This window comes from Halalkalibaculum sp. DA384 (genome assembly GCF_043951955.1).
Taxonomy (GTDB): domain Bacteria; phylum Bacteroidota; class Rhodothermia; order Balneolales; family Balneolaceae; genus JAMQKA01.
In genome coordinates, this window is record NZ_JBINJE010000034.1 from 17848 (window position 1) to 40637 (window position 22790).

20 protein-coding genes are annotated in these 22790 nt (G+C 51.6%); 13 read left to right on the top strand and 7 right to left on the bottom strand.

Annotated features, from left to right (window positions below; genetic code table 11):
• The first annotated feature begins 141 nt into the window (after positions 1-141).
• From ACG2E4_RS15395 to ACG2E4_RS15420, 6 genes are all read left to right on the top strand, one after another.
• Positions 142-876 (top strand): uroporphyrinogen-III synthase, encoded by a 735-nt coding sequence (locus ACG2E4_RS15395; protein WP_395258230.1) that lies wholly within the window; start codon positions 142-144, stop codon positions 874-876.
• A gap of 137 nt (positions 877-1013) precedes the next feature.
• Entirely contained in the window at positions 1014-2063 is a 1050-nt protein-coding gene (hemE, locus tag ACG2E4_RS15400; RefSeq protein ID WP_395258227.1) for a uroporphyrinogen decarboxylase, read from the top strand.
• 275 nt (positions 2064-2338) lie between these two features.
• Positions 2339-3265: an oxygen-dependent coproporphyrinogen oxidase gene (gene hemF / locus ACG2E4_RS15405; RefSeq protein ID WP_395277136.1), complete on the top strand. Its 927-nt coding sequence runs from the start codon at positions 2339-2341 to the stop codon at positions 3263-3265.
• Positions 3266-3370: 105 nt separating this feature from the next.
• Positions 3371-4363: a porphobilinogen synthase gene (hemB, locus tag ACG2E4_RS15410; RefSeq protein ID WP_395277123.1), complete on the top strand. Its 993-nt coding sequence runs from the start codon at positions 3371-3373 to the stop codon at positions 4361-4363.
• Positions 4364-4423: 60 nt separating this feature from the next.
• A complete protein-coding gene (hemL, locus tag ACG2E4_RS15415; protein WP_395277124.1) occupies positions 4424-5728 on the top strand; it encodes a glutamate-1-semialdehyde 2,1-aminomutase in 1305 nt (434 codons plus the stop codon).
• Positions 5725-6051 (top strand): DUF6787 family protein, encoded by a 327-nt coding sequence (locus tag ACG2E4_RS15420; protein ID WP_395258219.1) that lies wholly within the window; start codon positions 5725-5727, stop codon positions 6049-6051. The genes hemL and ACG2E4_RS15420 overlap by 4 nt, the downstream gene beginning before the upstream one ends.
• Before the next feature lie 257 nt (positions 6052-6308).
• Here ACG2E4_RS15420 and ACG2E4_RS15425 read toward each other — a convergent pair whose 3' ends face one another.
• The 5 genes from ACG2E4_RS15425 to ACG2E4_RS15445 form a co-directional block, all read right to left on the bottom strand.
• Positions 6309-6677 (bottom strand): MmcQ/YjbR family DNA-binding protein, encoded by a 369-nt coding sequence (locus ACG2E4_RS15425; RefSeq protein ID WP_395258216.1) that lies wholly within the window; start codon positions 6675-6677, stop codon positions 6309-6311.
• A gap of 132 nt (positions 6678-6809) precedes the next feature.
• Positions 6810-7331 (bottom strand): hypothetical protein, encoded by a 522-nt coding sequence (locus ACG2E4_RS15430; RefSeq protein ID WP_395277125.1) that lies wholly within the window; start codon positions 7329-7331, stop codon positions 6810-6812.
• A 184-nt stretch (positions 7332-7515) separates the two neighbouring features.
• Positions 7516-7890, bottom strand: coding sequence for a DUF423 domain-containing protein (locus ACG2E4_RS15435; protein WP_395277126.1), 375 nt, complete (start codon positions 7888-7890; stop codon positions 7516-7518).
• A 120-nt stretch (positions 7891-8010) separates the two neighbouring features.
• Positions 8011-8679, bottom strand: a complete 669-nt coding sequence (locus ACG2E4_RS15440) for a CDGSH iron-sulfur domain-containing protein (protein WP_395277127.1) — start codon at positions 8677-8679, stop codon at positions 8011-8013.
• A gap of 330 nt (positions 8680-9009) precedes the next feature.
• Positions 9010-9849, bottom strand: a complete 840-nt coding sequence (locus ACG2E4_RS15445) for an SDR family oxidoreductase (protein ID WP_395277128.1) — start codon at positions 9847-9849, stop codon at positions 9010-9012.
• Positions 9850-9997: 148 nt separating this feature from the next.
• Between ACG2E4_RS15445 and ACG2E4_RS15450 the strand changes: the two genes are divergently transcribed.
• On the top strand, positions 9998-10420 hold the full coding sequence (locus ACG2E4_RS15450) for a hypothetical protein (RefSeq protein WP_395258203.1): 423 nt from the start codon (positions 9998-10000) through the stop codon (positions 10418-10420).
• A 93-nt stretch (positions 10421-10513) separates the two neighbouring features.
• Here ACG2E4_RS15450 and pruA read toward each other — a convergent pair whose 3' ends face one another.
• Positions 10514-12145, bottom strand: coding sequence for an L-glutamate gamma-semialdehyde dehydrogenase (gene pruA, locus ACG2E4_RS15455; RefSeq protein ID WP_395277129.1), 1632 nt, complete (start codon positions 12143-12145; stop codon positions 10514-10516).
• 76 nt (positions 12146-12221) lie between these two features.
• The gene (hemG, locus tag ACG2E4_RS15460; RefSeq protein ID WP_395277130.1) at positions 12222-13601 is read right to left on the bottom strand and encodes a protoporphyrinogen oxidase; all 1380 of its coding nucleotides are present in this window, start codon (positions 13599-13601) and stop codon (positions 12222-12224) included.
• A gap of 116 nt (positions 13602-13717) precedes the next feature.
• On the opposite strand from hemG, the gene ACG2E4_RS15465 reads away from it, so the two are divergent.
• From ACG2E4_RS15465 to ACG2E4_RS15490, 6 genes are all read left to right on the top strand, one after another.
• Positions 13718-14782: an extracellular solute-binding protein gene (locus ACG2E4_RS15465; protein ID WP_395258195.1), complete on the top strand. Its 1065-nt coding sequence runs from the start codon at positions 13718-13720 to the stop codon at positions 14780-14782.
• An 82-nt stretch (positions 14783-14864) separates the two neighbouring features.
• Entirely contained in the window at positions 14865-15902 is a 1038-nt protein-coding gene (locus ACG2E4_RS15470) for an extracellular solute-binding protein (RefSeq protein WP_395277131.1), read from the top strand.
• A gap of 438 nt (positions 15903-16340) precedes the next feature.
• Positions 16341-17525, top strand: a complete 1185-nt coding sequence (locus ACG2E4_RS15475) for a DUF4856 domain-containing protein (RefSeq protein ID WP_395277132.1) — start codon at positions 16341-16343, stop codon at positions 17523-17525.
• A gap of 206 nt (positions 17526-17731) precedes the next feature.
• Positions 17732-18724 carry an imelysin family protein gene (locus ACG2E4_RS15480; protein ID WP_395277133.1) on the top strand — a complete coding sequence of 331 codons (993 nt, stop codon included), beginning with the start codon at positions 17732-17734 and terminating at the stop codon, positions 18722-18724.
• 12 nt (positions 18725-18736) lie between these two features.
• The gene (locus ACG2E4_RS15485) at positions 18737-20152 is read left to right on the top strand and encodes an HTTM domain-containing protein (protein ID WP_395277134.1); all 1416 of its coding nucleotides are present in this window, start codon (positions 18737-18739) and stop codon (positions 20150-20152) included.
• Complete coding sequence (locus ACG2E4_RS15490) at positions 20149-22644, top strand: TonB-dependent receptor domain-containing protein (RefSeq protein WP_395277135.1); 2496 nt, start codon at positions 20149-20151, stop codon at positions 22642-22644. The genes ACG2E4_RS15485 and ACG2E4_RS15490 overlap by 4 nt, the downstream gene beginning before the upstream one ends.
• Positions 22645-22790: the final 146 nt, after the last annotated feature.

Consider the following 22790-nt stretch of genomic DNA (forward strand, 5'->3'; position numbering starts at 1 on the left):
GTGGCACGAGCGAGACACTCGCGACAGACACACAGGTATGATGTTTGTAGCTCGAAGCGCTGCTTCGAGAACTTGATACAAACGAAGCAGCGTTTCGAGCTGGATTGTTCACTGACACACTGACTACTGCCACTGATCACCATGCGACACGACAAGCAGAACATACTCGTCACGCGACCGCTTTCGGGCCAGGAGATTGAGTACGCGCGGGTACTCGGACTGAATCCCATAATTAAGCCGGCACTGGAATTTGAATTTCCCGAATATTGGAATGATGTACTGCGCGTGATCAACGAGAACCCCAGGGCGGAGTGGGTTTTTACCAGCAGTAACGGCGTTAAAGCGTTGGAGCAGTTGATAAACGCCGGATTGCAAGTGCGGCCCGAGACGCAGCTTTTTGCCGTCGGCAGCAAGACGCAGGGGGCCCTCCGGGAACTCGGACTTGATGCAAAAATTCCGATAACACAAGACGCTGAGCACCTGGCTCGTCTGATCGCGGATGAAGGAAAAACAGATGCAGTGCTCTACTTTCACGGGAATTTGAGTCGCCCGGAGCTCGTCAACGGGCTTGGGAAAGCGGGAATTGAAGTGACTGAGCTCGAGGTATACAAGACCATTATCAACGAAGTATACCTGCCGGAAGAACCAATTTCGGCCATATTGTTTTACAGTCCCAGTGCCGTGGAAGGGTTTGCCAAAGGGCAGGGATTTGAGGATGCAGGAAATCTTCCCGCGTTGTTCGCCATTGGTTCTACAACCGGGGAAGCATTGGAGAAAGCCTCGGGACAATTGGTGAAAATTGCGGATGAACCCTCAACCGAAACACTGTTGAGGAACGTTTCAAATTACCTGTTCAGCAAAGAAAAAGTGAAGTAGCCCGCGATGGATACTGTGCCGGGTTGAATCATCTCTAATATTGCGTATCACGAATTATGTAAATTGGCACTCGGCTCAGGTTCAAAGAATCAGCAGTAACTGTTAACAAAATTGCATGACCACTTAAAAAGCATTGTATGAAAGAAACCTTTCCAGCTCTTAAAAACGATCTCTTTTTGCGCGCCTTGCGGGGAGAAGAAGTAGAACGACCACCTGTCTGGATGATGCGGCAAGCGGGCCGTTACCTGCCGCAATACATGAAAATCCGCGAAAAATACAGCTTCTTTGAAAGGGTGGAGACCCCCGAGCTGGCGTGTGAAATCACCCTCCAGCCGATCGATGAGCTGGAGCCCGATGCGGCCATTATTTTTTCAGATATTCTGACCGTTCCCCAGGCATTGGGAATCGATGTGGAGCTGGTATCAGGCAAGGGTCCGGTGCTGCACAACCCGATTGAGTCGACGGATGATGCGTTTGCCATACTATCGCAGGATGTGCCGGAGAAGCTGCATCACGTGATGGAGGCGATCACCCTGACCCGGAATGAGCTGAACGGACGTGTCCCGCTGATCGGCTTTGCAGGGGCACCATGGACGCTGTTCTGCTATATGGTACAGGGAGAGGGATCCAAGAATTTCGACAAGGCCAAGGCGTTTCTGTATCAACACCCCAACGCGGCCCGGCATGTCCTCAAGGAGCTGACCCGTGCTACTATCGACTACCTGAGAGCACAGGTCGAGGCCGGCGCCCAGGCGGTACAGGTGTTTGATTCCTGGGCCGGATTGCTTGGTCCAGAAGATTTCAACGAATGGGCGATGCCGTCGCTTATGGAGATCGCGGAGGAGATCGACGAAGTGCCGGTGATCCTTTTTGCCAAGGGCAGCTGGTACGCCCTGGAGCGCCTTAGTTTCAGAAGCAACGCCGCGGCCCTGGGTATAGACTGGACCATCACCCCGGAATACGCCCGTGAAGCCACGCGCAACCGGCTGACGTTGCAGGGCAACCTGGACCCCACAAAACTGCTGGGGCCCATCGATGATATTAAGCGCCAAACCAGGCGAATGATCGAACGGTTCGGCAAAGATAAATACATCGCCAATCTCGGCCACGGTATTTTACCGAATGTGCCCGTAGATCACGCCCGCGCCTTCATCGATACTGTCAAGGAATACGGTACCACAGATTAGCACAGACGCATTTGAGAGTCCCCTTCGAAGGGGATTGAGGGGGATGACCAGATAAATTAGTTATTACGATAGTGCGTTTACCGGTTATCAGCTTGTTTTAGTCATCTAATTCGCTAGAACCAGGGTTAATCCTCCTGTCCTCTAAACGCATTAAGCTAAGCAAATCAGATAGTTGAAAAAAAATGACAGGAAACAGTATAATCCGAAATAACCAACAGAATTCACCGGATCGCCATCCCCCTGCACCCCCTTCGAAGGGGGACCCCGAGCGCCCGATCAAAGAACGATTTATTCAATTTATCTACGATCTTCAGGACGAAATTTGTACTACGCTGGAGGGGCTGGACGGGAAAGCCCAGTTCCGCCATGATGATTGGGAGCGCGAAGGCGGAGGTGGAGGCCACACCCGTGTCATTGAAAAAGGAGATCTTTTTGAGAAAGGGGGAGTGAATGTTTCAACGGTGTATGGAGAACTCCCGGAGCTGATTCGCCAGCGATTTGACGTGGAACAGGGCTGGTTTTGGGCCGGCGGTATTTCTCTCGTCATACATCCCCAAAGTCCGATGGTGCCTACGGTGCACGCCAATTTCCGTTATTTTGAGCTCTACGATGACCAAAATATGAGCGAAATTCGCGACCAGTGGTTCGGCGGAGGGGCGGATCTGACCCCCTACTATTTGTGGGATGAAGACGCCGTCCATTTTCACCGCGTGTTCAAAGAGGTGTGCGATCGACACGGAGATGGGCTCTATCCAAGGTTCAAGAAAGAGTGCGACGAGTACTTCTATAATACTCACCGTGGAGAAGCCCGCGGTATAGGGGGCTTGTTTTTTGACTACCTGCGTCCCTCCGAAAATTATTCAGCCGAAGACTGGTACGCCTTCACCACCGATGCGGGCAAGGTTTTCCTGGATTCCTACGTTCCCATTGTGAAGCGCCGCAGGGATGAGCCATATAATGATAAACAGCGCTATTTCCAGGAGATACGGCGCGGTCGCTATGTGGAGTTTAACCTGATTCACGACCGGGGCACGCTGTTCGGACTCAAAACGGACGGGCGTACCGAATCAATCCTGATGAGTCTGCCCCCGCGCGTACGGTGGGATTACGATTTCCAGGTTGAAGAAAACAGCCGAGAAGCGTATCTATTGAAGCGCCTGAAAAATCCCATTGACTGGATTGGATTCGAAGATCAGAAATAGAACGCGGATGACACCGAATGGACGGATCATCGCAGATAGATATAATCAGGGAATATCCGCCTAATCAGCGTTATCCGCGTTCCGTTAAATAACTAATTTTAGATTATGCCATACGGACAATTTCCTTACCAACGGCCGCGAAGATTACGAATCAGCAGCGCCATCCGCGATATGGTGGCCGAAAACCACCTGAAGCCGGCCGATTTTATCGCCCCGGTATTTGTGATGGAGGGGGAAAACATGAAAGAAGAGATCCCCTCCATGCCCGACTACTTCCGCTACACGCTGGACCTGCTGATGGATGAAATTCGGGAGCTGAAAGAGGTTGGGATTCGATCCGTGCTGGTTTTTGTGAAGGTACCGGACGACAAAAAGGATAATAAAGGGACTGAAGCGCTGAATGAGCAAGGACTGATGCAGAGGTCGGTGAGAACGATCAAGAAAGAATTTCCCGATATGCTGGTGATGACCGATATCGCGCTGGACCCGTACAGCAGCTATGGCCACGACGGGATAGTTGAAGAGGGTGAAATTTTGAATGACGAGTCGGTCGAAGTGCTGGCTGAAATAGCCGTAAGTCATGCAAGAGCGGGTGCAGATTATGTGGCCCCTTCCGACATGATGGACGGCCGCATCGGTGCCATGCGCGACGCCCTGGATGACGACGGCTTCAAGCACACCGGCATTATGGCCTACAGCGCCAAGTATGCCTCCAGCTATTACGGGCCGTTTCGCGACGCGCTGGATTCCGCTCCCGGATTCGGCGACAAGAAGACCTACCAGATGGATCCCTCGAATGTGCGCGAAGCAGTTAAAGAGGCCCGGATGGACGAACAGGAGGGCGCCGATATTGTGATGGTCAAACCCGGCCTCCCGTACCTGGATGTGATCAGGGCGGTGAAGGAGTCGGTGCAGCTGCCGGTTTCAGTATACAATGTTTCCGGGGAATACGCTATGTTAAAGGCCGCTGCCGCCAACGGCTGGCTGGATGAAGAGGAGGCGATGATGGAGGCGCTGATCGGTTTTAAACGAGCCGGCGCCGATCTGATCGCCACCTATTTCGCCAAGGCGGCTTCGAAATTGTTGAACAGGAAATAATCTGAACCAGGAAACACGATTAACCGCGTTCCTGGCAAACAGAAAAGTTTTACCAATGTTATGTTAGAGAAGAGCGAAAAATTATTTAAACGAGCGCAAAAATTTATTCCGGGCGGAGTCAATTCCCCGGCCCGCGCGTTTAATTCGGTAGGTGGAACGCCCGTATTCGTGGAGAAAGCCAAGGGCTCCATCCTTACCGATGTCGACGGCAGGGAATATGTCGACTTTGTGGGGTCGTGGGGACCAATGATTATGGGGCACGCCTGGGAACCGGTGGTAAAGGCTGTGCAGGAAACGGCAGCGAAGTCTACCTCGTTCGGGGCCCCGACGGAGATTGAGGTTAAAATGGCGGAGCTTGTCAGGGATATGGTACCCGGTGTGGATAAAATTCGCATGGTGAATTCCGGTACCGAGGCCACGATGAGCGCCATTCGGGTGGCTCGCGGTTATACCGGGAAGGACAAGATTATCAAGTTTGAGGGGAATTATCACGGTCATGGAGATTCTTTCCTGATTAAAGCCGGCAGTGGTGCCCTGACGCTCGGATCACCCAGTAGTCCGGGAGTAACCAGGGGGACGGCCCGGGACACCCTGATCGCTGATTTCAACGATCTCAACAGTGTCAAGCAGCTGCTGGATAAGCACGATAATGAAGTGGCAGCCATCATCCTGGAACCGGTCGCGGGAAACATGGGATGCATTCCACCAAAGAAAGGATTTTTGCAGGGACTCCGTGAACTTTGTGACGCCCGCGAGATAGTTCTCATCTTTGATGAAGTGATGACCGGCTTTCGAGTAGCCGAAGGGGGGGCTCAGGAGCGGTACGGCGTAACAGCAGATTTGGTGACCTATGGCAAGATCATAGGAGCCGGGATGCCGGTTGGTGCCTTTGGTGGCAAGCGGGAGGTCATGTCAGTGGTTTCGCCGGATGGACCGGTCTATCAAGCGGGCACGCTTTCGGGCAATCCGTTGGCGATGGCCGCAGGGTATGCACTCCTTACAGAACTCCATGAGAATCCCCACCATTATGATGACCTGGAAAAAAAGGCGGCCTACCTGCAGGCAGAGCTGCTTGAACTGCTCAATAGACACCAGGTCGCCCACCATGTAAATCGCGTAGGCTCCATGAGCAGCATATTCTTCACTGAACAGAAGGTTACCGATTTCAACTCTGCAGACACGACTGACAAAGAGCTGTTTAAGGCATTTTTCCATGAAATGCTGAAACGGGGAGTCTACCTGCCGCCTTCACCGTTTGAAAGCTGGTTCCTGGCCACCACCCATACCAAAGAGCTTCTGGACAAAACGATAAAAGCAGCCGACCAGTCTATTGAAGCTGCACTCGACAAGCGTGCCAACGGATGAATCAGCTGATTGAAAAATTAAAAAAACGCTGGCAGATAAAGACGGTCGGAGAGCTTCTCCTGATTCTGTTTATCTTCTCAATTACCGGATTTACCGCCCTCTATGTGCGAAAATTTGCGTTTGGATGGCTCGGTATCAATGACCAAACGCCGTTCCTGCTGGAGATGCTGGCATGGGTTCTCACCGTCTTTCCGGCTTACCAAATCCTGTTTTTGTTCTACGGTTTTATCCTTGGACAGTTTGAATTTGTATGGAGATTTGAGAAAAAAAGCCTGCAGCGCCTTTCAGGCTTGTGGAAAAAGAGTTCGGGTTCCAACCGTTGAGAATCCGAACAATACCGCTGAGCAGAATATTTTGCAGCATTTTACTCCAGTACCTGGTGAAAGGTACGTGTTAGCCTGCTTTTTTCACCATGAAATTGGTTCGTGTGCAAGGCGATTTCCAACTTCAACGCAGCAGGCGGGACTATTTCGTAGCCCGCTACACACTGTGAGATTTATCCCAGCCTTAAAATTAAGGTAACTTGCTTCCTGTCAAGGCATTACACGAATTCAGACTTTATTGTCGTGAGAAAAGCAGGCTAGTCGTCCTCTTCTTCCATCGCTTCCAGTTTCTTCTGTTTTTTTCTGGGGAGGTTCTCCACAACCAGGTTGTATGAGTCTTCAATCCATTCTTTGATTAGCACGTCATCGAGTTCTCCCTTGGGATCAATGGAGTTCCAGTGCCGTTTGTTCATATGATAGCCCGGCTTCACTTCCGGGTAAAGATCGCGAAGCATGGCGGCTTTGACTGGATCGCACTTCAGGTTGATATGGTCAAAACTTTCTACATCGGCCATGGCAAACATCTTGTCCATAACCTTGAATACAAGTGTATCCTCGTCGAAGGGGTACCCTTCGGTGACTCCGGTAAAAGAAAGGCAGTATTCACGAAAATCTTCGATGTTCATCTGCTAGTTACTTTTGATAAAAGTTTAAACACTTTGGGGTTGCTAATGATATACAATTTTTATAAAACTAAAGGTTGGCTAAATAAAAAAAATTCTTCGCCCTCTTTCTAGTTTTATTTACAAATAACCATTTTACAGGTTTACCTTGTTATAATCCTTGATAAAATCGTCCAGGATACCAACAGCGGATTCCCCTATAACATTCATCCTGTCGTACGATACGATGCCTACAAGGCCGGTTTGCCAGGTGCTTACCGAGGTCTGCAGGTCACGGTTCAGCGTTAGGCGCGCAGGCTGATAGAGATCCAGGGAAATCGAAAATGGCACCAGTCCGCGGCCGGCGTCCATCGTGTTTATGTGCATATAGAGAAAGGGAAGATCCGCTGAAGAACGGATTTCGCGATCCGGAACAATGGTCAGCCCGGCCTCCCTGAGCTTGTCGACGGCCTGCTGTTTAATAGAGCTTATTTCAAGCTCCCCCTTTTCGTTGAGCGATACATTAGCCTCGATGTTGACGGTAAATCCCATCTCGGCGATTCCTCTCAACGAGTTTCGCTCGCGTTCAATTTCATTTTGGGCCAGTGCGGGCGCGCCGATCAGGATGATTATGGGCAGGAGTGCGATCAGTCGTCGGTAAGCGTCGAGAGTATTCATTATGTTAAAAATTTGATTGAGTTGTGTAATGGCTCCGAAAAACCAGGGATTCTGTCCAGGCTCACACCCGGTGATATCACGCTAAATCTCTCGCCGAGGTGCCGTGGTTACCGGCCATCCGGACTTTCTCTTTGCTGGATATACTGCAACTGGCACACGCATGGTGATTCAGTTATACATCGCGTCAGCTCGTTTTTGCCACGGCGATCAGCAATAGAACCCAGGCGGCAATAAAGCTGATGCCCCCAAGAGGCGTGATTGCCCCGAGCCACCGGATTCCGCTAATACTGAGTATATAGAGACTGCCGGAGAAGATCACAATTCCTGCCAGCATCAGCCAGCCAGCCCATTTTAGAGAGCCGGACTCTGGATAATGGATGGCCAGCAGTCCGACGGCGAGCAGCCCGAGTGCGTGGTAAAAATGGTACTGTACCGCCGTTTCAAATATGTCAAGCATATCGACCGTCAGTCTCTCTTTGAGACCGTGAGCTCCAAAAGCTCCCAGCATTACGGCCAGCGCTGCGTTGATTGCTCCAATGGAGAGAAAAAGTTTACTCATGGAATAGGGTATGTGATGTTACTATTTATATCAACAGGTTTATGATAACGCGAAACCAGCGGGATAAATGTTTTGCAAATCCCTTCAACCAACTGAATTAAAGACCATTGTTGCAGCCAGTCAACCGTTAAACCCGATCTCCTTGTGCGTTCCATCGCAAAAGGGTTTATCGGAAGAACCACCACACCGGCACAGTGCAATGGTTTTTGAGCTGTTGACAGGCTGTGAAGTGGTCGAGTAGATCTGGTAGCTTCCCTCCACGAGCAGCGGACCGTTTTTCATGACCTTCAGGATAAGCGTTTCTCCCTCTCCTGTTTTTTCCTGTTGCCGATCACTGCTGAAAGGGGCGCGGGGAATATGGGAAGAAGCGCTGAAATCGATCTTCTTGTGAGAGTTGTCGCAAGCCGGCTTGTTCCCGGAGGCACCACATCTGCAAAGAGCGAATCGCGAATCCTGTAACACAGGATCGCCCTCCTGCGACTGTACTACGATGTTTCCCCGAAAGTAGATCGGCCCATCCGGGTTTACGCTGATCGTGTTGCGGGCCGGGATTGCCTGATCCTCTTCTCCCGTGTTAGCCCGTTTAACGTGCAGTGCTCCGGTGGGACAACGATGCACCACATCCCTAATCTCTTCGGGAGTGGCATATTCGGGCTGAATCCAGGGACGCTTGTTTGGGTTGAAAACCGACTGAAGACCTTTTACGCACTCCTCAGCGTGAATACATCGCCTGGAATCGTACGTTACCGTGACTTCACCCGTGTCGTAGGTATAAACTTTTTCTTCCATTGTACACAGAGTTTTGTTTAAGGATCAAATTGTCGAGGCCTTTTCAGAACCTGCTGCTTGGTTGGGGGGGACCATCGACCATCATATATAACACATACTGTGGGAGTACAACTCCCTCCGAACGGTGATTCGAATGTTTCGCAAAGTCCTCTCATGGGGAATTACAGGAATTCGAGTGGTTAAAACCGGCCTTACAACCGCAGTACATGGCAGAGGCCCACGTTTCTTTTCGGTTAAAATTTTTATCTGAAGAACAGCCGCGAAGCCTGAAAAGTTCTATATAACCGTAGTACCCCGCAGGTGGCTAAATGCCAGAATGCCGATATGCAGTTACCCTGAAAAGGCCGGGGCTACATCCAGCGGATTTGGATACGCAAATTGATAATCAAGCATTTTTTTAAGCTTTCGGTTGGACACTACTTTGTAATCTTTGTCCGAATCCGGCAGAAAAGAAGGAGGCTCCAGGCCGGCTTGTTCAGCAATAATTTTATAAAACTGGTTCTTGGGCGGATGGCCGTCCGAGACCGCATTAAATATCTCTCCCCGGATGTCATTTTCAATGATAGCAGTCAGGATATTGATGCAGTCATCCCGGTGAATCAGGTTGACCGGCGCGTTTCCACCGGGGATATCTTTTTTGCCTGCAAGATAATTGGCCGGATGGCGGTCGTACCCGTAGAGTCCTCCAAACCGTACGACGGTCGTATCAAAATGGTCTTGGTCCATCAGCATCTGTTCTGCCTGTATCAGCGCTTCCCCGGAATCTCGCGTAGCGTGGCCGGGCGTTGCATCGCCCTCCTCCATGACGCCTCCCTTTTTGGGGTACACGGATGTGGAACTGGCAAAAATAACCGATTGGACGGGAGCGTCCTGCAGATGTTCAATCACAGATGCGATCTGGGAGGTGTGAAAGTCAATAACGTTGGGGCGCCGACGACCGGGGGGGATATTGAGAACCAGCAGGTCCGCGTCAAAAAAATCCCGGGATGCTGATGTATTCCCTTCAAGCTGAGGATCAAGGCTGAGCAGATAGGGAGTAATTCCCTCGTCGCTGAGCTGCTCAAGTTTTTCCTCTGTTGTAGTAGATCCTTTTACGGTATGTCCTTCATTCACAAGGCTGGAAGCCAGGGGGAACCCCAGCCAGCCACAACCCAATATACTGATGTTCATGTTTTAAATAGTATGGTTAAAAAATCGGTTTAAATATCTAAAAAATGTTGCGGAATTCAGAAATATCTTGAATCGGAACAAAAAAGGCTCTGCATGGTAACAGCATACAACAGCTGCATTACATGAACACTACAATACAAAATTTATTATGAGAAATTCTGTCTATTCCCTGGTTTTATTGACTTTGGCACTGATGCTGTCTGCCTGTAGCCAGCAGTCCAAGGATGAAATAAACGAGATGAAAGAGGAGGGTCGGCAGGCCATGGAGTCGGTTCGGCAAGATATTGAAGTGACCAAAACCGAATTTGTCCACAGTGTAAAAGAGCAGTTGAACGCTGTTGACAAGCAGGTGGAACAGCTAAAGAACAGGATCAGCGAGGCCTCCGGTGAAACGGAGAGTGAGCTGCAAAAGCAGTTGGACAGCCTTCAGCAGAAGCGGGAGCAGCTGCAGGACGATCTCGAGGAGCTGCAGGCACGCTCTGCAGAAAACTGGAAGGAGCTCAAACAGGATATAGACCGTCGGCTCGACGGCATGAGAGAGACCGTTGACAGCCTGAAACAAGAATTTTAATAGGCGGCTGACAGCCCCATTTGCACTGGTCGCCTAACCCAAATGCGACGCACCTTAACAGTGCGTCGCATTTCTTTTTTTTTCAGGTCTATCCTATTCTTCCTCCATGTATTGGTACGTCCAGTCTTTGGGAGGAACCGTACTCTCCTTGAGGGAGCGCGGGGAAAGCCAGCGCATCAGGTTGGCGGCACTCCCGGCCTTGTCGTTGGTTCCGGATTTTCGCGCTCCGCCAAACGGCTGCTGGTTGACGACTGCGGCCGTCGGCTTGTCGTTGATATAGAAGTTGCCCGCCGCCTGCCTCAGGGAATCCGACATCTGCTGGAGCACGTCGCGATCCCGGGCAAAAATGGCGCCGGTCAGCGCATAGGGCGAAGTGGTATCGCACAGCTCAAGCGTTTCCTCAAACTGGTCATCCTCATATACATACACCGTCAGCACGGGACCAAAGATCTCCTCTTGCATGGTTTTGAACTTCGGATCGTGTGCCTGTACCAGTGTCGGTTGTATGAAAAAGCCCTCAGAGTCGTCATAGTCGCCCCCAAACAGGATTTCCGCATCATCCGATTCTTTGACGTAGTCGATATAAGAGGTGATGCTGTTGAACGCTCCCTGGTCAATAACGGCCCCCATAAACGTGCTGAAATCTTCGACATCGCCGACGTTGATTTTTTTGGCCTCTTCGAGGAATTGTTCGCTGAATTCACTCCAGAGTGACTCGGGAATATACATGCGGGAAGCGGCCGAACATTTTTGGCCCTGGTACTCATAAGCTGCGCGAAGGGCCGCAACCACCAGTGCATCCACATCGGCGGTTTGGTGAGCAAAGATGAAATCCTTGCCGCCGGTTTCGCCCACAATACGGGGATAGGTCTTATATTTTTTGATGTTGTCGGCAATTCGTTTCCAGAGCAGCTGAAATGTAGCGGTGGAACCGGTAAAATGGAGTCCGGAGAGATGTTCGCTGTCGGTGGCCGGATCTCCCACATCGGCACCGGAGCCGGGCAGGAAGTTAATAACACCCGCGGGGAGACCGGCTTCCTCCAGCAGTTTCATCACAAAGTAACTGGAATAGATGGACGAAGTGGCCGGTTTCCAGAGCGAGACGTTTCCGCAAATGGCCGGGGCGGTTGGCAGGTTGCCCGCAATAGAGGTGAAGTTGAACGGCGTAACGGCAAATACAAAACCTTCAAGCGGGCGGTATTCGGTACGGTTCCACATGCCATCGGGAGAATAGGGCTGATCCTGGTAAATCTGGGTCAGGTAGTAGGAGTTGTAGCGGAAAAAGTCGACCAGCTCGGCGACGGCATCAATTTCGGACTGGTGCGGGGTTTTTGACTGCCCGAGCATGGTGGCGGCATTGAGCGTGTAGCGCCAGGGACCGGAGAGCAGGTCGGCGGCCTTTTTGAATACCGAGACCCGCTGCTCCCAGGGCATCTCCGCCCATGTTTTGCGGGCTTCAAGGGCCGCATCCTCAGCCATTTTCACCTCTTTTTCTCCGCAAAGATGTACGGAGGCCAGTTTGTGGCTGTGATTGTGCGGCATCACTACATCAGCGGTATGTCCGGTTTTGACCGCTTCGCCGCCAATAATGGCGGGAATCTCAATTTCCTGGTTTTTTAGCCGGTTGATTTCTTCCTTCAAAGCGGACCGTTCGGGTGTGCCCGGCGCGTACGAGTTGACCGGTTCGTTGCTGGGTTCCCGTATTTCGAAATATGCATTCGCCATAAATAGTGTCTGTTTGGTTTACTTGAAAATGGTATTCAAATGTTGAGCTGTCAATTCCTTAAAATAACAAATCTTGTTACGTGTTGGATTGCAAAAACGAAGCTGCGCGGTCAGCCGTTTCATATGCGCCGCTTATACATCCGGGAACAGAGACTTCATACCTGAAATTGCCCGTCAGATAGAGTCCGCGGTTGCATTCCTCCAGTTCATCCATCGCATCCAGGTAAGATTGATGATCGAGTCCATATTGAGGGATCGCTCTGTTCCACCGGTGCAGAGATTCAAATTGTGGCTGCCCGGTACAGCCGAGCAGTTGCCCGAGATCGTCTGTCACCATCTCTTTTATTTTGGGATTCGGCAAGTCAACATGCCCGGGGTGGCGCTCTCCTCCTATAAAGCAGGTGAGCAGCACATGTTCTTCGGGGGCACGGTTCCCGAAAAGGGAGGAGGAAAACAGGCACCCGAGTATGTTGAAGGGTTCCGCATCGGGAACCAGCATGCCGAAGCCGTCGAGCGGGTGGGAAACCTGTTCGCGTTTGAATCCCAGGCTTACCGTGGCGATGGGAGCGTACCGGAGTGATTCAAGATGGTCAATCAATCCCGGTTTTTCGACGTCAAAAGTGAGGGCGTCGAGCTGGTGGAGAGGGGCGGTAAAAATAATGGAATCAAACGCGTGGGTTTCTTCATCGTTGACGGTAACCGCCCATGTGCGATCTTTTCGCGTGACGGCGGTAGCGGCACTGCCGAACCGGATAGAGGAATCCAGTTGTTTTACAAGCTGGTTGGGAAGCTCTTGCAGTCCGCGCTTGAACGAGATCAGTCCCGGGCGCCGGACCGACGAGTTCGACTTCGACCTGCGGGATGATTTTACCGCTCCTTTAAAAATGGATCCAAACTGCTGTTCCAGCTCATACACGCGTGACAGGGTATGCCGGATGGACAGCTGCCGGGGATCCCCGGCATAGATACCGGCCACAAAGGGATTAACTGCGTAATCCCGTACCTCCCTGCCGAGGCGCCGTTCAAAAAAATCGGCAATACTTTCGGGCTGCCGCGATTTGGGAATAAACGGTTCCCTGAATATCCGCAATTTTCCTTTCAGCGAAAGCAGGGGCGTACGCAGAAATCCCCCCACAGAGGTCGGCAGTGGTTCAGGCCGCCCATTCTTGACGATATATCGCTTTGCGGCCTCTTTTCCCGTTTCAACGACGTGCTCCGTCAAGTCGAGTTCTTTGATCAACTCCCAAAGCTGTTCCGATTTTGCCATGATGGTGTTGGGACCCCATTCTACCAGCCAGCCCTGGTTGCGGATACTTTTTATGACTCCGCCCGGATACCCTTTTTTTTCAAATACTGTTACTTCCAATCCCTTTTTCCTGAGCAAAAAAGCGGTAGTCAGGCCGGATATCCCTCCGCCGATAACAGCAACAGCCGGTTGTTGAGTGTCGGTTGTCATAAATAAAAGACAATTAACTTAGACTTGATCTAAATAAATTTATAAATTTGGGGCTGACAAAACCACATATACAGTACCATGAAAATATTAATAGAAGATGAAGCAAAGGAATTAAGATGAAGTTTAAACAGAGGATCACCCGGCTATTCGTTTTCGCATCCGTTTTAATGCTGTTTGTCTCCTGCTCTCCGTCTGGTTCTGACAGTATTGTCGTGTATTCCGGCCGCAGCAGGGCACTGGTTGACGACCTGGTCAAAAAATTTGAAGCCAAAACAGGTTACACCGTCGACGTCCGGTACGGTAACGACGCCGAACTGCTGGCGGTTATGAAGGAGGAGGGAGATCAAAGTCCCGCCGACCTGTTCTGGGCCAATACCACGGGGGCCCTGGCCAATGCCAACAAGTCTGAGATGCTGAAGACGCTACCCGACACGCTGTTGCAGGTACCCGATTCCTACAGGTCTTCCTCCGGGGTGTGGTTGCCGGTAACGGTGCGTTTCCGCGTGCTGGCCTACAATCCCGATCGCGTGGATCCGGATGAGCTGCCCCGATCGGTTTTAGATCTGCCCGGCGCCACCCGGTTTGAGGGCCGCGTGGGGTGGACGCCCACCTACTCCAGTTTTTACGATTTTATCACCACCATGCGCGACCTGGAAGGGGAGGAAACGACGCGGGCGTGGCTGGACGGCATGCAGCAGCTGAATCCGTCTTCCTACAGTTCAAATCCCCCGATGCTCCAGGCGCTTATTGCCGGAGAGATCGATATCGCCCTGACCAATCACTACTATATTCTGCAGTATAAATACGGCGGGGCCGAAGGCGAATATGAAGAAGAGGTCTATTTTGACGAACCGGTGGTGGATGAAAATGCACCGGTCGAAACCTACCATTTTGCAACGGGCGATATCGGGAATCTGGCACTGGTAACGGGGGCCAGCCTGCTGCAAACATCCGACCAGGATCAGGTGGCGCTGGAATTCCTGCGGTTTCTCGTCTCTGAGGAAGCCCAGCGTTATGCCGCGGATGTGGTGCACGAGTACCCGGTCATCAATACGGTGACTCTTCCCGAATACATGCTGGAAAGCGAAAAAGCAATTAACATCAGCCCGGAATATGACTATGAAAACCTGCAAAACCTGGGCGGAACCCTCAACCTGCTGCGCGAGGCAGGGCTGATCTAGAAAATATCCCAAAGGATTTTTCCTTTAAGTACGAACACTGTTCAGATCAAAACAATCCAATAACCGCAATATTTTGACAATCATGAATTCATTTAAAAGTAAATTTCCAATACTGCTTGTTTCCCTTTTGATAATTGTGACCGCCTGCTCAGAACCGGAATCAGAGGAACTCGTGATCTACTCTGGCCGCAGCCAGGCGTTGGTGGACGATCTGGTGGATATGTATAATGAAAAGACCGGCGAGCAGGTTGAGGTCAGGTACGGAAATGATGCGGAACTGCTGGCCCTGCTGGCGGAAGAGGGGGAACAGAGCCCGGCCGATATTTTTTGGGCGAACACCACCGGCGCGCTGGCAAACGCCTCGAGCGAAAACCGGCTGCAGGCTCTTCCCGATTCCATCCTTGCCCTTCCCAGTTCCTACACGGCCTCATCCGGCCAGTGGATTCCGGTGACGGTACGCTTCCGGGTGCTTGCCTACAATCCCCAGAATGTGAGTGAAGAGGAGCTGCCCTCCTCAATATCGGAGCTGACGGAGATGACGGAGTTTGAAGGTCGCGTGGGATGGACGCCGACCTACAGCAGTTTTTACGATTTCATTACCGCTATGCGGATTATCGAAGGAGAGGAATTCACACTCGACTGGATTGAGGGTATGAAGGCACTGAACCCGGTTGCCTACAGCTCGAACACGCCGATGGTACAGGCGCTGGTCGGCGGAGAGATTGATATGGGCCTGACCAATCACTATTACGTTCTACGCATGAAATACGGCGACGCCAAGAGCGGGGACCAGACGCCGCAGCCCGATGCCCCGATCGAAACGCACCATTTTGAGAGTGGCGACCTGGGGAACCTGGCACTCGTTACGGGGGCCGCGCTGCTTAATACGTCAGATCAAAATGAACAGGCACTGCGATTCCTGAAGTTTTTGGTTTCTGAAGAAGCACAGTCGTTTGCCGTGCAGTCGGTTAATGAATACCCGGTGATAGACGGCGTAGAGGTGCAGGACTTTATGCTGGATGCCGACCAGGCGTTTGAGCTGAGCCCTGAATACGATTACGAGCAGCTTCAAAACCTGGAAGGGACACTGGATTTGCTCAGGAAAGCGGGCCTGAACTAGGGTACGACAGGGAGCGGAAAGCAGAGGATTAGCAGAGATATCAGCAGGTTTAAACTTTCCCTTTGCAATACAGGTACTGGTACCTGGAATCAGAAAAAGCGTAGTTGCCATTGTCGAGTTACATGCGTAAAAAAGTCTCCTGCGTCACCTTTTGAAGGGGACGCAGGGGGCGACCTTACAAAGTCAGCTTGACAGCCGGATTTGGTAATTACGCTAACTTTTGAAACTAAGTACTAGTCATGTTTGCCGGTCTTGAAGAAATAGCGATGCCATATTGCTGCATAAAAATATGGCGCTATTGCAGAATCAGCGGCACTTCACAGAAGTGTAGGCAAAACCGGATAATGGGAGGTAGGAAAAGTTGTCTTTCTTATTTATAATTAGTCTAAATAGTTTTATACTTGCTGTCGAATCGAAACTGCAAGAAAAAAATGTGTTATGAATTTTTTAGAAGGATACAAGTTAAAGAGTCTTGGAACGCTGCTGGTGGTCCTGCTGGTTGCAGCCGCCGGTTGTGATACCACCAGTTCTGATGGCGAGGATAATGAAAATGAGCAGATTGAAGTCCCCGACACCTACGAGTTTACGCGCAATGGGGAATCGACGGTCGCCTATCCAGGGCAGACCGACCGGCTCGACATGGTCGAAGAGATGAAAGCCTACATTTCTACTGCACACCAGGGAGAGGTGATCTCTGAGCAGGCACTGCTGGATATGTTCGAAAACAAGGATGGCAACGGCGGCGGACATTTTTCATTTACTTCCGACCGCGATCTCAAAAGCAAGACGTTTGCCCCCGATCTCGACAACAATCTTTTTGAGGGATTTTTTGCGGATGCCGAAGCCGCCAGTGAAAACGGCAGTGCCGGAATTCGCGCTCAAAACGGCGTAGCCGGACTGTTGGAACGGGAAGACAGTGGCAGCGACATCCTGGTTGATGAAAAGGGTCGTGAGTTTACCCAGCTCGTTGAAAAGGGATTGATGGGGGCTGTTTTTTACAACCAGATTTTTAACGTGTACCTGACAGATGAACGCATCGGTCCGAACGTCGAAAACGAGGAGCTCCGCGAGGGAACCAATTACACCGACAAGGAGCACCATTTCGATGAAGCCTACGGCTATTTCGATGCCCCGGTCGATTTTCACTCCGACTGGCCGGACGCCCGCACCGACGAGCTCCGTTTCTGGAGCAAGTATTCCAACGGCTCTGATCCGCTGCTCGGCTTCAACGATACGATTATGGACGCCTTTATCCGGGGGCGCACGGCTATCGTTAACGACAACCAAACGGAACTGGACGAACAGGTACAGGTACTTTACGAAAACCTGGAGCTGTTGTCTGCTGCAACAGCCGTACACTACATCAACAGCACGCTGCAGCACCTGAACAATAGTAACCAGGGAGAGGCTTTTCATGCACTTTCCGAAGCCTGGGCTTTTGTGAATGCCTTGAAATATAGTCCCCAGCGGGTGATAAGCACCGACCAGGTTGATCAGATTCTGAACAGCGATTTCGGGGAAAACGGCAATTTCTGGAATGTAACCTCCAGCGGACTGAACAATGCAAAGGCAACACTTGTAGACCTGTATCCTGACCTGGAACCGGTACAGGATCAGCTATAACGATTTAGCTCACATATAACCCGTCATCCCGAACCCCGTTTCCCCATTAACCCGCGGGGTTTGGGTTTTTGTTAAACACTCATGTTATGCGGATTTATTCGACTTTACTCTTATCACTTTTCACAATAACGCTTGTATTCATTGTCGCTTCGTGCAGCAGCAGTACATCCTCAGATGACGAGGAGATCGATTTTGACCGATCTGCCATGCTGCAGAACTATGGCAACAACATCATTCTGCCGGCTTTTGAAAACCTGCAGTCCACCGCCGGTGATCTGGATGCAGCGGCTTCGGATTTTAATGCCGAGCGGACGCCGGAGCATTTGCAGGCACTGCAATCGGCGTTAAAAGAGATGCGCCTGGCCTGGCAGGATGTGAGCCCGTTTCAATTTGGTCCGGCCGAGTCGGTGCTGATGCGCGCTTCGCTCAATACCTATCCCACCGACACGGAACAGGTAAATGAAAATATCTCCACCGGTGAATATACGCTGGGCACGATTGAGAGTCGTGATGCCGCCGGGCTCCCGACCCTCGGTTACCTGCTGCACGGGGTGGGAGAGAGCGAGGAGGAGATCCTGGCGATGTACACCGCCAATACCGATGCCGAGAGCCGTATGACCTACCTGCTGGATAACGTCGCTTTTGTCAAGGATCTGGTGGACACCACGGCCGACGAGTGGCGGGAAGCGGGAGGAAATTATATCGGTACGTTTCTGAGCGAAAATAATGCGGGCACCGATGTGGGAAGCTCGGTCGGCATGCTCATCAACAGCCTGGTGCTGCATTACGAGCGCTTTCTGCGGGATGGTAAAATCGGCATCCCGGCGGGCGTGCGAAGTGCCGGCGTGGAGCGTCCCACCGCTACGGAAGCCTACTACGGCGGATACTCCCTGGAGTTGGCACAAGCCAACCTCGGGCAGGTGGAACAGATCTTTACAGGAGGCGGCGGCGAGGGACTGGATGACAATCTCGAAGCCCTGGGAGCCGGGGATCTTTCCGAAGAGATCAAAACCGAGCTGACGGATGCGCAAACGGCGCTCGGCAGTCTCAGTGATCCCTTGTCTCAGCAGATAGAACAGGACAATGAACCGGTACTTACCTCGTTCGAGGAGCTGCAAAAAATAGTGACGCTGTTGAAGGCCGATATGACTTCGGTACTTGGGGTGACAATAACGTACCAGGATAATGATGGAGACTAACGAGCAATAGAAATGGAAGGCATTGTAGAGCGGTATTTCCGCAGACATATTCCTATTGCGCCGCTGGCTGTTTTCAGGGTGATCTTCGGGGGTATCATGCTGGTCAGCATCGTCCGGTTTGCCCTGAACGGCTGGATCTACGAGCTCTACGTGCAACCCGACTATTTTTTCTCCTTTTACGGCTTTGAATGGGTACAGCCGCTGGGGGAGCCGGGCATGTACCTGCTATTCCTGGTGATGGGTCTTTCTGCCCTGTTTATAATGCTGGGCTGGCATTACCGGGTCGCCTCCGTCCTTTTTTTTCTCACCTTTACCTATGTCGAGCTCATCGACAAAACGAACTACCTGAACCACTACTATTTTGTCAGTATCATCAGTTTCCTGCTGATACTGGTTCCCGCCAACCGCTATTTTTCACTGGACCTCCTGCGCAAGCCCGGCCTGCGTGCCGAATATGTACCGGCCTGGACGATCAATATTTTTAAACTTCAGTTGGGACTCGTCTACTTTTTTGCCGGGGCCGCCAAGCTGAATGCCGACTGGCTGCTCAACGCCATGCCCCTGCGGATCTGGCTGCCGGCCAATGCCGACCTGGCGCTGATCGGTCCGCTGCTCGAATATCCCGCGACCGCCTACCTCTTTAGCTGGGCGGGAGCCTTTTATGACCTGTCCATCGTCTTTTTCCTGCTCTACAAACCGACACGCAGGTATGCCTATGCTGCGGTTGTGGTTTTCCACCTGATGACCGCTGCCCTTTTCCAGATCGGCATGTTTCCCTACATCATGATATTGTGCACGCTGATCTATTTTTCCGCAGAATTTCACGAGCAAATCATCGAAAAAACCGGAGACCTGTGGCGCAGAATATCTTTTGTGAAACGAGGTAAAATAGTTGCAGGAGAAAGCCCTGCCGGCACAAAAACGTTTAATTATCGTCCTGCGGTTGCTTCTGTGTTGACGGCAGTTTTGGTAATCCACTTTGTCCTTCAGCTTTTGCTTCCGCTGCGTTTTGCGTTGTATCCGGGCAACCTGTTCTGGACGGAGCAGGGATACCGCTTTTCCTGGCGGGTGATGCTGATGGAAAAGGCCGGCAATACCACCTTCAATGTCCGCAATCCCGAAACCGGGGATCGGTGGCAGGTCTCCAACTACCAATATCTGACGCCCAACCAGGAAAAAATGATGTCCACCCAGCCCGACATGATTCTGCAGTTTGCCCATTACCTGGAGGAACAGTATCAAAAGGAGGGGATGGACGATCTGCAGATTACGGCTGAATCCTACGTGACGCTCAATGGGCGGCGGAGTACCCTGATGATCGACCCGGAAGTGGATCTGACCGAAGTGGAACAGGGTTTTCATCATAAAGACTGGATTTTGCCATTTCCCGAGAATCAACAAAGCTGGTTTGGAAGCCACAGAAAATGAAGTACGGTTTTACAATTGCATTTTTTCTGTCAACTCTCTTCTGGATACCCTTTTATGCATCTGCGCAAACCTATACCATATCCGGAAAGGTAAGCAGTGAAACCGGGAATTCCCTGCCTGCGGCGTATGTGTTTGTCTCGTCGGCCGCCGAACAGGACTCTTCGGAGACCGGGAACATGTTTTCGACGACGACCCCTTTTCAGGATCGAACCGGCAAAAAAGGGCGGTACAGGATAACGGGACTTGAGCCCGGAACCTACGCCGTTACGGCGTATCATCCCGGCAAAAAAGTGACAACAAAGGAGATCACCATTCAGGAAAGTGATATCCGCCTCAACTTTGAGCTTGTGGTCCTGGAAGGGGCGCTGGGTGAACTGACCGTTGAGGATACTGAGTCGGCCTCGTTCGGCATTACGCGGATGCGCTCAGTGGAAGGGGTGACCATCAACGAGTCAAAGAAAAACGAGGTGGTGGTCGTAGAAGAGATCGCCGCCAACTTAGCCACCAACAACAGCCGGCAAGTCTTTGCCAAAGTCCCGGGCCTCAATATTTGGCAGAGCGACGAGGCCGGGGTGCAGCTGGGCATCGGCGGGCGGGGACTGAGTCCCAACAGGAGCTCCAATTTTAATACGCGCCAGAATGGCTATGATATCGCGGCGGATGCGCTGGGTTATCCCGAAAGCTATTATACCCCGCCCGTGCGGGCACTGAAGCGGATTGAGATTGTACGCGGGGCAGCCTCTCTCCAGTACGGTACCCAGTTTGGGGGATTGCTGAATTTTGTATTCAAGGACGGTCCCGAAGATGAACGGCTGCAGCTCAATTCAAACCAGTCGGTCGGCTCCTACGGCATGTGGAGCTCGTTCAACAGCGTTGGTGGCTCAACGGAAAATATGAACTATTACGGGTTTTACCAGTACAAGAAGAGCGACGGCTGGAGGCCCAATTCTGAGCTTGACCAGCACACGGCTTACGGTTCGGTACAGTACAACATTACGCCGAAACTGACGATCAACCCGGAGTACACCTACATGCATTACCTGGCCCATCAGCCCGGGGGACTGACGGACGCCCAGTTTGAGGAGGATCCGGGCCAGTCGAACCGCGAGCGGAACTGGTTCCGGGTAAACTGGAACCTGCTGGCCCTGAAAGCTAATTATGAGTTCAGTTCAAAAACCAGGCTGAACACGCGCTTTTTCGGGCTGAAGGCGGGGCGCGACGCGGTGGGAAACCTGGAACGGATCGACCGCCTGGATTTTGGAGGACCCCGCAACCTGCTGAAAGACGATTTTACCAACTGGGGCAACGAAACGCGGCTGATTCACCGCTACCCGCTGGGAGAGCAGCTCTCGGTTTTCTTGGTGGGAACCCGATTTTACAACGGGTTTACCCATCGCCGGCAGGGGCGGGGTACTGACGGGAGCGATCCCGATTTCAGCTACCTGAGTCCGGATAACCTTCGGGGATCCGATTTCGATCTGCCGAGTCGAAATCGATCGCTTTTTGTCGAGAATATATTCAACATCACTCCTGAATTAAGCATTACTCCGGGCGTTCGGTTTGAATATATCCGGACCGAAGCGGACGGGTATTATCGCAATATCGTGGAAGACCTGGCCGGAAATATACTGGTGGATGAGCGGATCGAGGAGCAGCGGGACCGAAAGCGCTCTTTCGTCTTTTTCGGAATCGGGGCCAGCTACAAGGGGAGCAGCAACCTGGAGGTTTATGCCAATTACTCCCAGAATTACCGGGCGATCAACTTTAACGATATTCGGGTGGATGTCGGAAGCCTGGAGGTGGATCCGAATATGCAGGATGAGCGCGGATTTAATGTGGACCTGGGACTGCGCGGGAGCCGGGATACCTTTTTTAACTACGATGTCAGCCTGTTTCATCTTTCCTACGAAGATCGCATCGGCACGGTCCTGAAAACGGAGCCGAATCCCAAATTTAACGGCCTGGTAGATCGGACGTTCCGGTATCGGACAAATGTGGCCGACGCCAAAATTTACGGTCTCGAAACGTTTGCAGAGGTCAACCTATACCGCTTGTTCATGGGAGAAACCCGTTCGTCGCGGCTCTCCCTGTTTACCAACCTGGCGCTGATTACATCCGAATATTCCGATTCCGACATCAGCGGAATTGAAGGAAATGATGTAGAGCTGGTGCCGAATGTTAACTTCAAAACGGGGTTGACCTTCAGCAGGAAAAACTTCGAAGCCTCCTGGCAGTTTTCTTACGTAAGCGAGCAGTTTTCTGACGCCACCAACGCCCGCCGAACTCCCACAGCGATCGAGGGCATTATCCCGGCCTACCATGTAATGGATCTCTCAGCCAAATACAATCATAACTGGTTCCGCCTGGAAGCCGGGATCAATAATGTGACCAATAATATCTATTTTACGAGAAGGGCCACCGGGTATCCCGGACCGGGTATTATTCCATCCCCCAGCCGGAGTTTTTATGTAACCGCCGGCATCAGCCTGTAGAATCCGCGTACAATCCAGGTCAATATAGAGCTTTACGCTTGTCTAATCCTGATTTAACGTGAGTTCGACATAAGGGTTGCTAAAATAGCAACAATTGTCCGGTATCGACATAAGTTTGCTTCAAGCTGGGCTTTTTCTCGGTGAAG

Coding starts and splice junctions, on each gene's coding strand:
- ACG2E4_RS15395 (WP_395258230.1), top strand. CDS start 142: ATGCGACACGACAAGCAGAACATACTCGTCACGCGACCGCTTTCGGGC.
- hemE (WP_395258227.1), top strand. CDS start 1,014: ATGAAAGAAACCTTTCCAGCTCTTAAAAACGATCTCTTTTTGCGCGCC.
- hemB (WP_395277123.1), top strand. CDS start 3,371: ATGCCATACGGACAATTTCCTTACCAACGGCCGCGAAGATTACGAATC.
- hemL (WP_395277124.1), top strand. CDS start 4,424: ATGTTAGAGAAGAGCGAAAAATTATTTAAACGAGCGCAAAAATTTATT.
- ACG2E4_RS15420 (WP_395258219.1), top strand. CDS start 5,725: ATGAATCAGCTGATTGAAAAATTAAAAAAACGCTGGCAGATAAAGACG.
- ACG2E4_RS15425 (WP_395258216.1), bottom strand. CDS start 6,677: ATGAACATCGAAGATTTTCGTGAATACTGCCTTTCTTTTACCGGAGTC.
- ACG2E4_RS15430 (WP_395277125.1), bottom strand. CDS start 7,331: ATGAATACTCTCGACGCTTACCGACGACTGATCGCACTCCTGCCCATA.
- ACG2E4_RS15435 (WP_395277126.1), bottom strand. CDS start 7,890: ATGAGTAAACTTTTTCTCTCCATTGGAGCAATCAACGCAGCGCTGGCC.
- ACG2E4_RS15440 (WP_395277127.1), bottom strand. CDS start 8,679: ATGGAAGAAAAAGTTTATACCTACGACACGGGTGAAGTCACGGTAACG.
- ACG2E4_RS15445 (WP_395277128.1), bottom strand. CDS start 9,849: ATGAACATCAGTATATTGGGTTGTGGCTGGCTGGGGTTCCCCCTGGCT.
- ACG2E4_RS15450 (WP_395258203.1), top strand. CDS start 9,998: ATGAGAAATTCTGTCTATTCCCTGGTTTTATTGACTTTGGCACTGATG.
- pruA (WP_395277129.1), bottom strand. CDS start 12,145: ATGGCGAATGCATATTTCGAAATACGGGAACCCAGCAACGAACCGGTC.
- hemG (WP_395277130.1), bottom strand. CDS start 13,601: ATGACAACCGACACTCAACAACCGGCTGTTGCTGTTATCGGCGGAGGG.
- ACG2E4_RS15465 (WP_395258195.1), top strand. CDS start 13,718: ATGAAGTTTAAACAGAGGATCACCCGGCTATTCGTTTTCGCATCCGTT.
- ACG2E4_RS15470 (WP_395277131.1), top strand. CDS start 14,865: ATGAATTCATTTAAAAGTAAATTTCCAATACTGCTTGTTTCCCTTTTG.
- ACG2E4_RS15475 (WP_395277132.1), top strand. CDS start 16,341: ATGAATTTTTTAGAAGGATACAAGTTAAAGAGTCTTGGAACGCTGCTG.
- ACG2E4_RS15480 (WP_395277133.1), top strand. CDS start 17,732: ATGCTGCAGAACTATGGCAACAACATCATTCTGCCGGCTTTTGAAAAC.
- ACG2E4_RS15485 (WP_395277134.1), top strand. CDS start 18,737: ATGGAAGGCATTGTAGAGCGGTATTTCCGCAGACATATTCCTATTGCG.
- ACG2E4_RS15490 (WP_395277135.1), top strand. CDS start 20,149: ATGAAGTACGGTTTTACAATTGCATTTTTTCTGTCAACTCTCTTCTGG.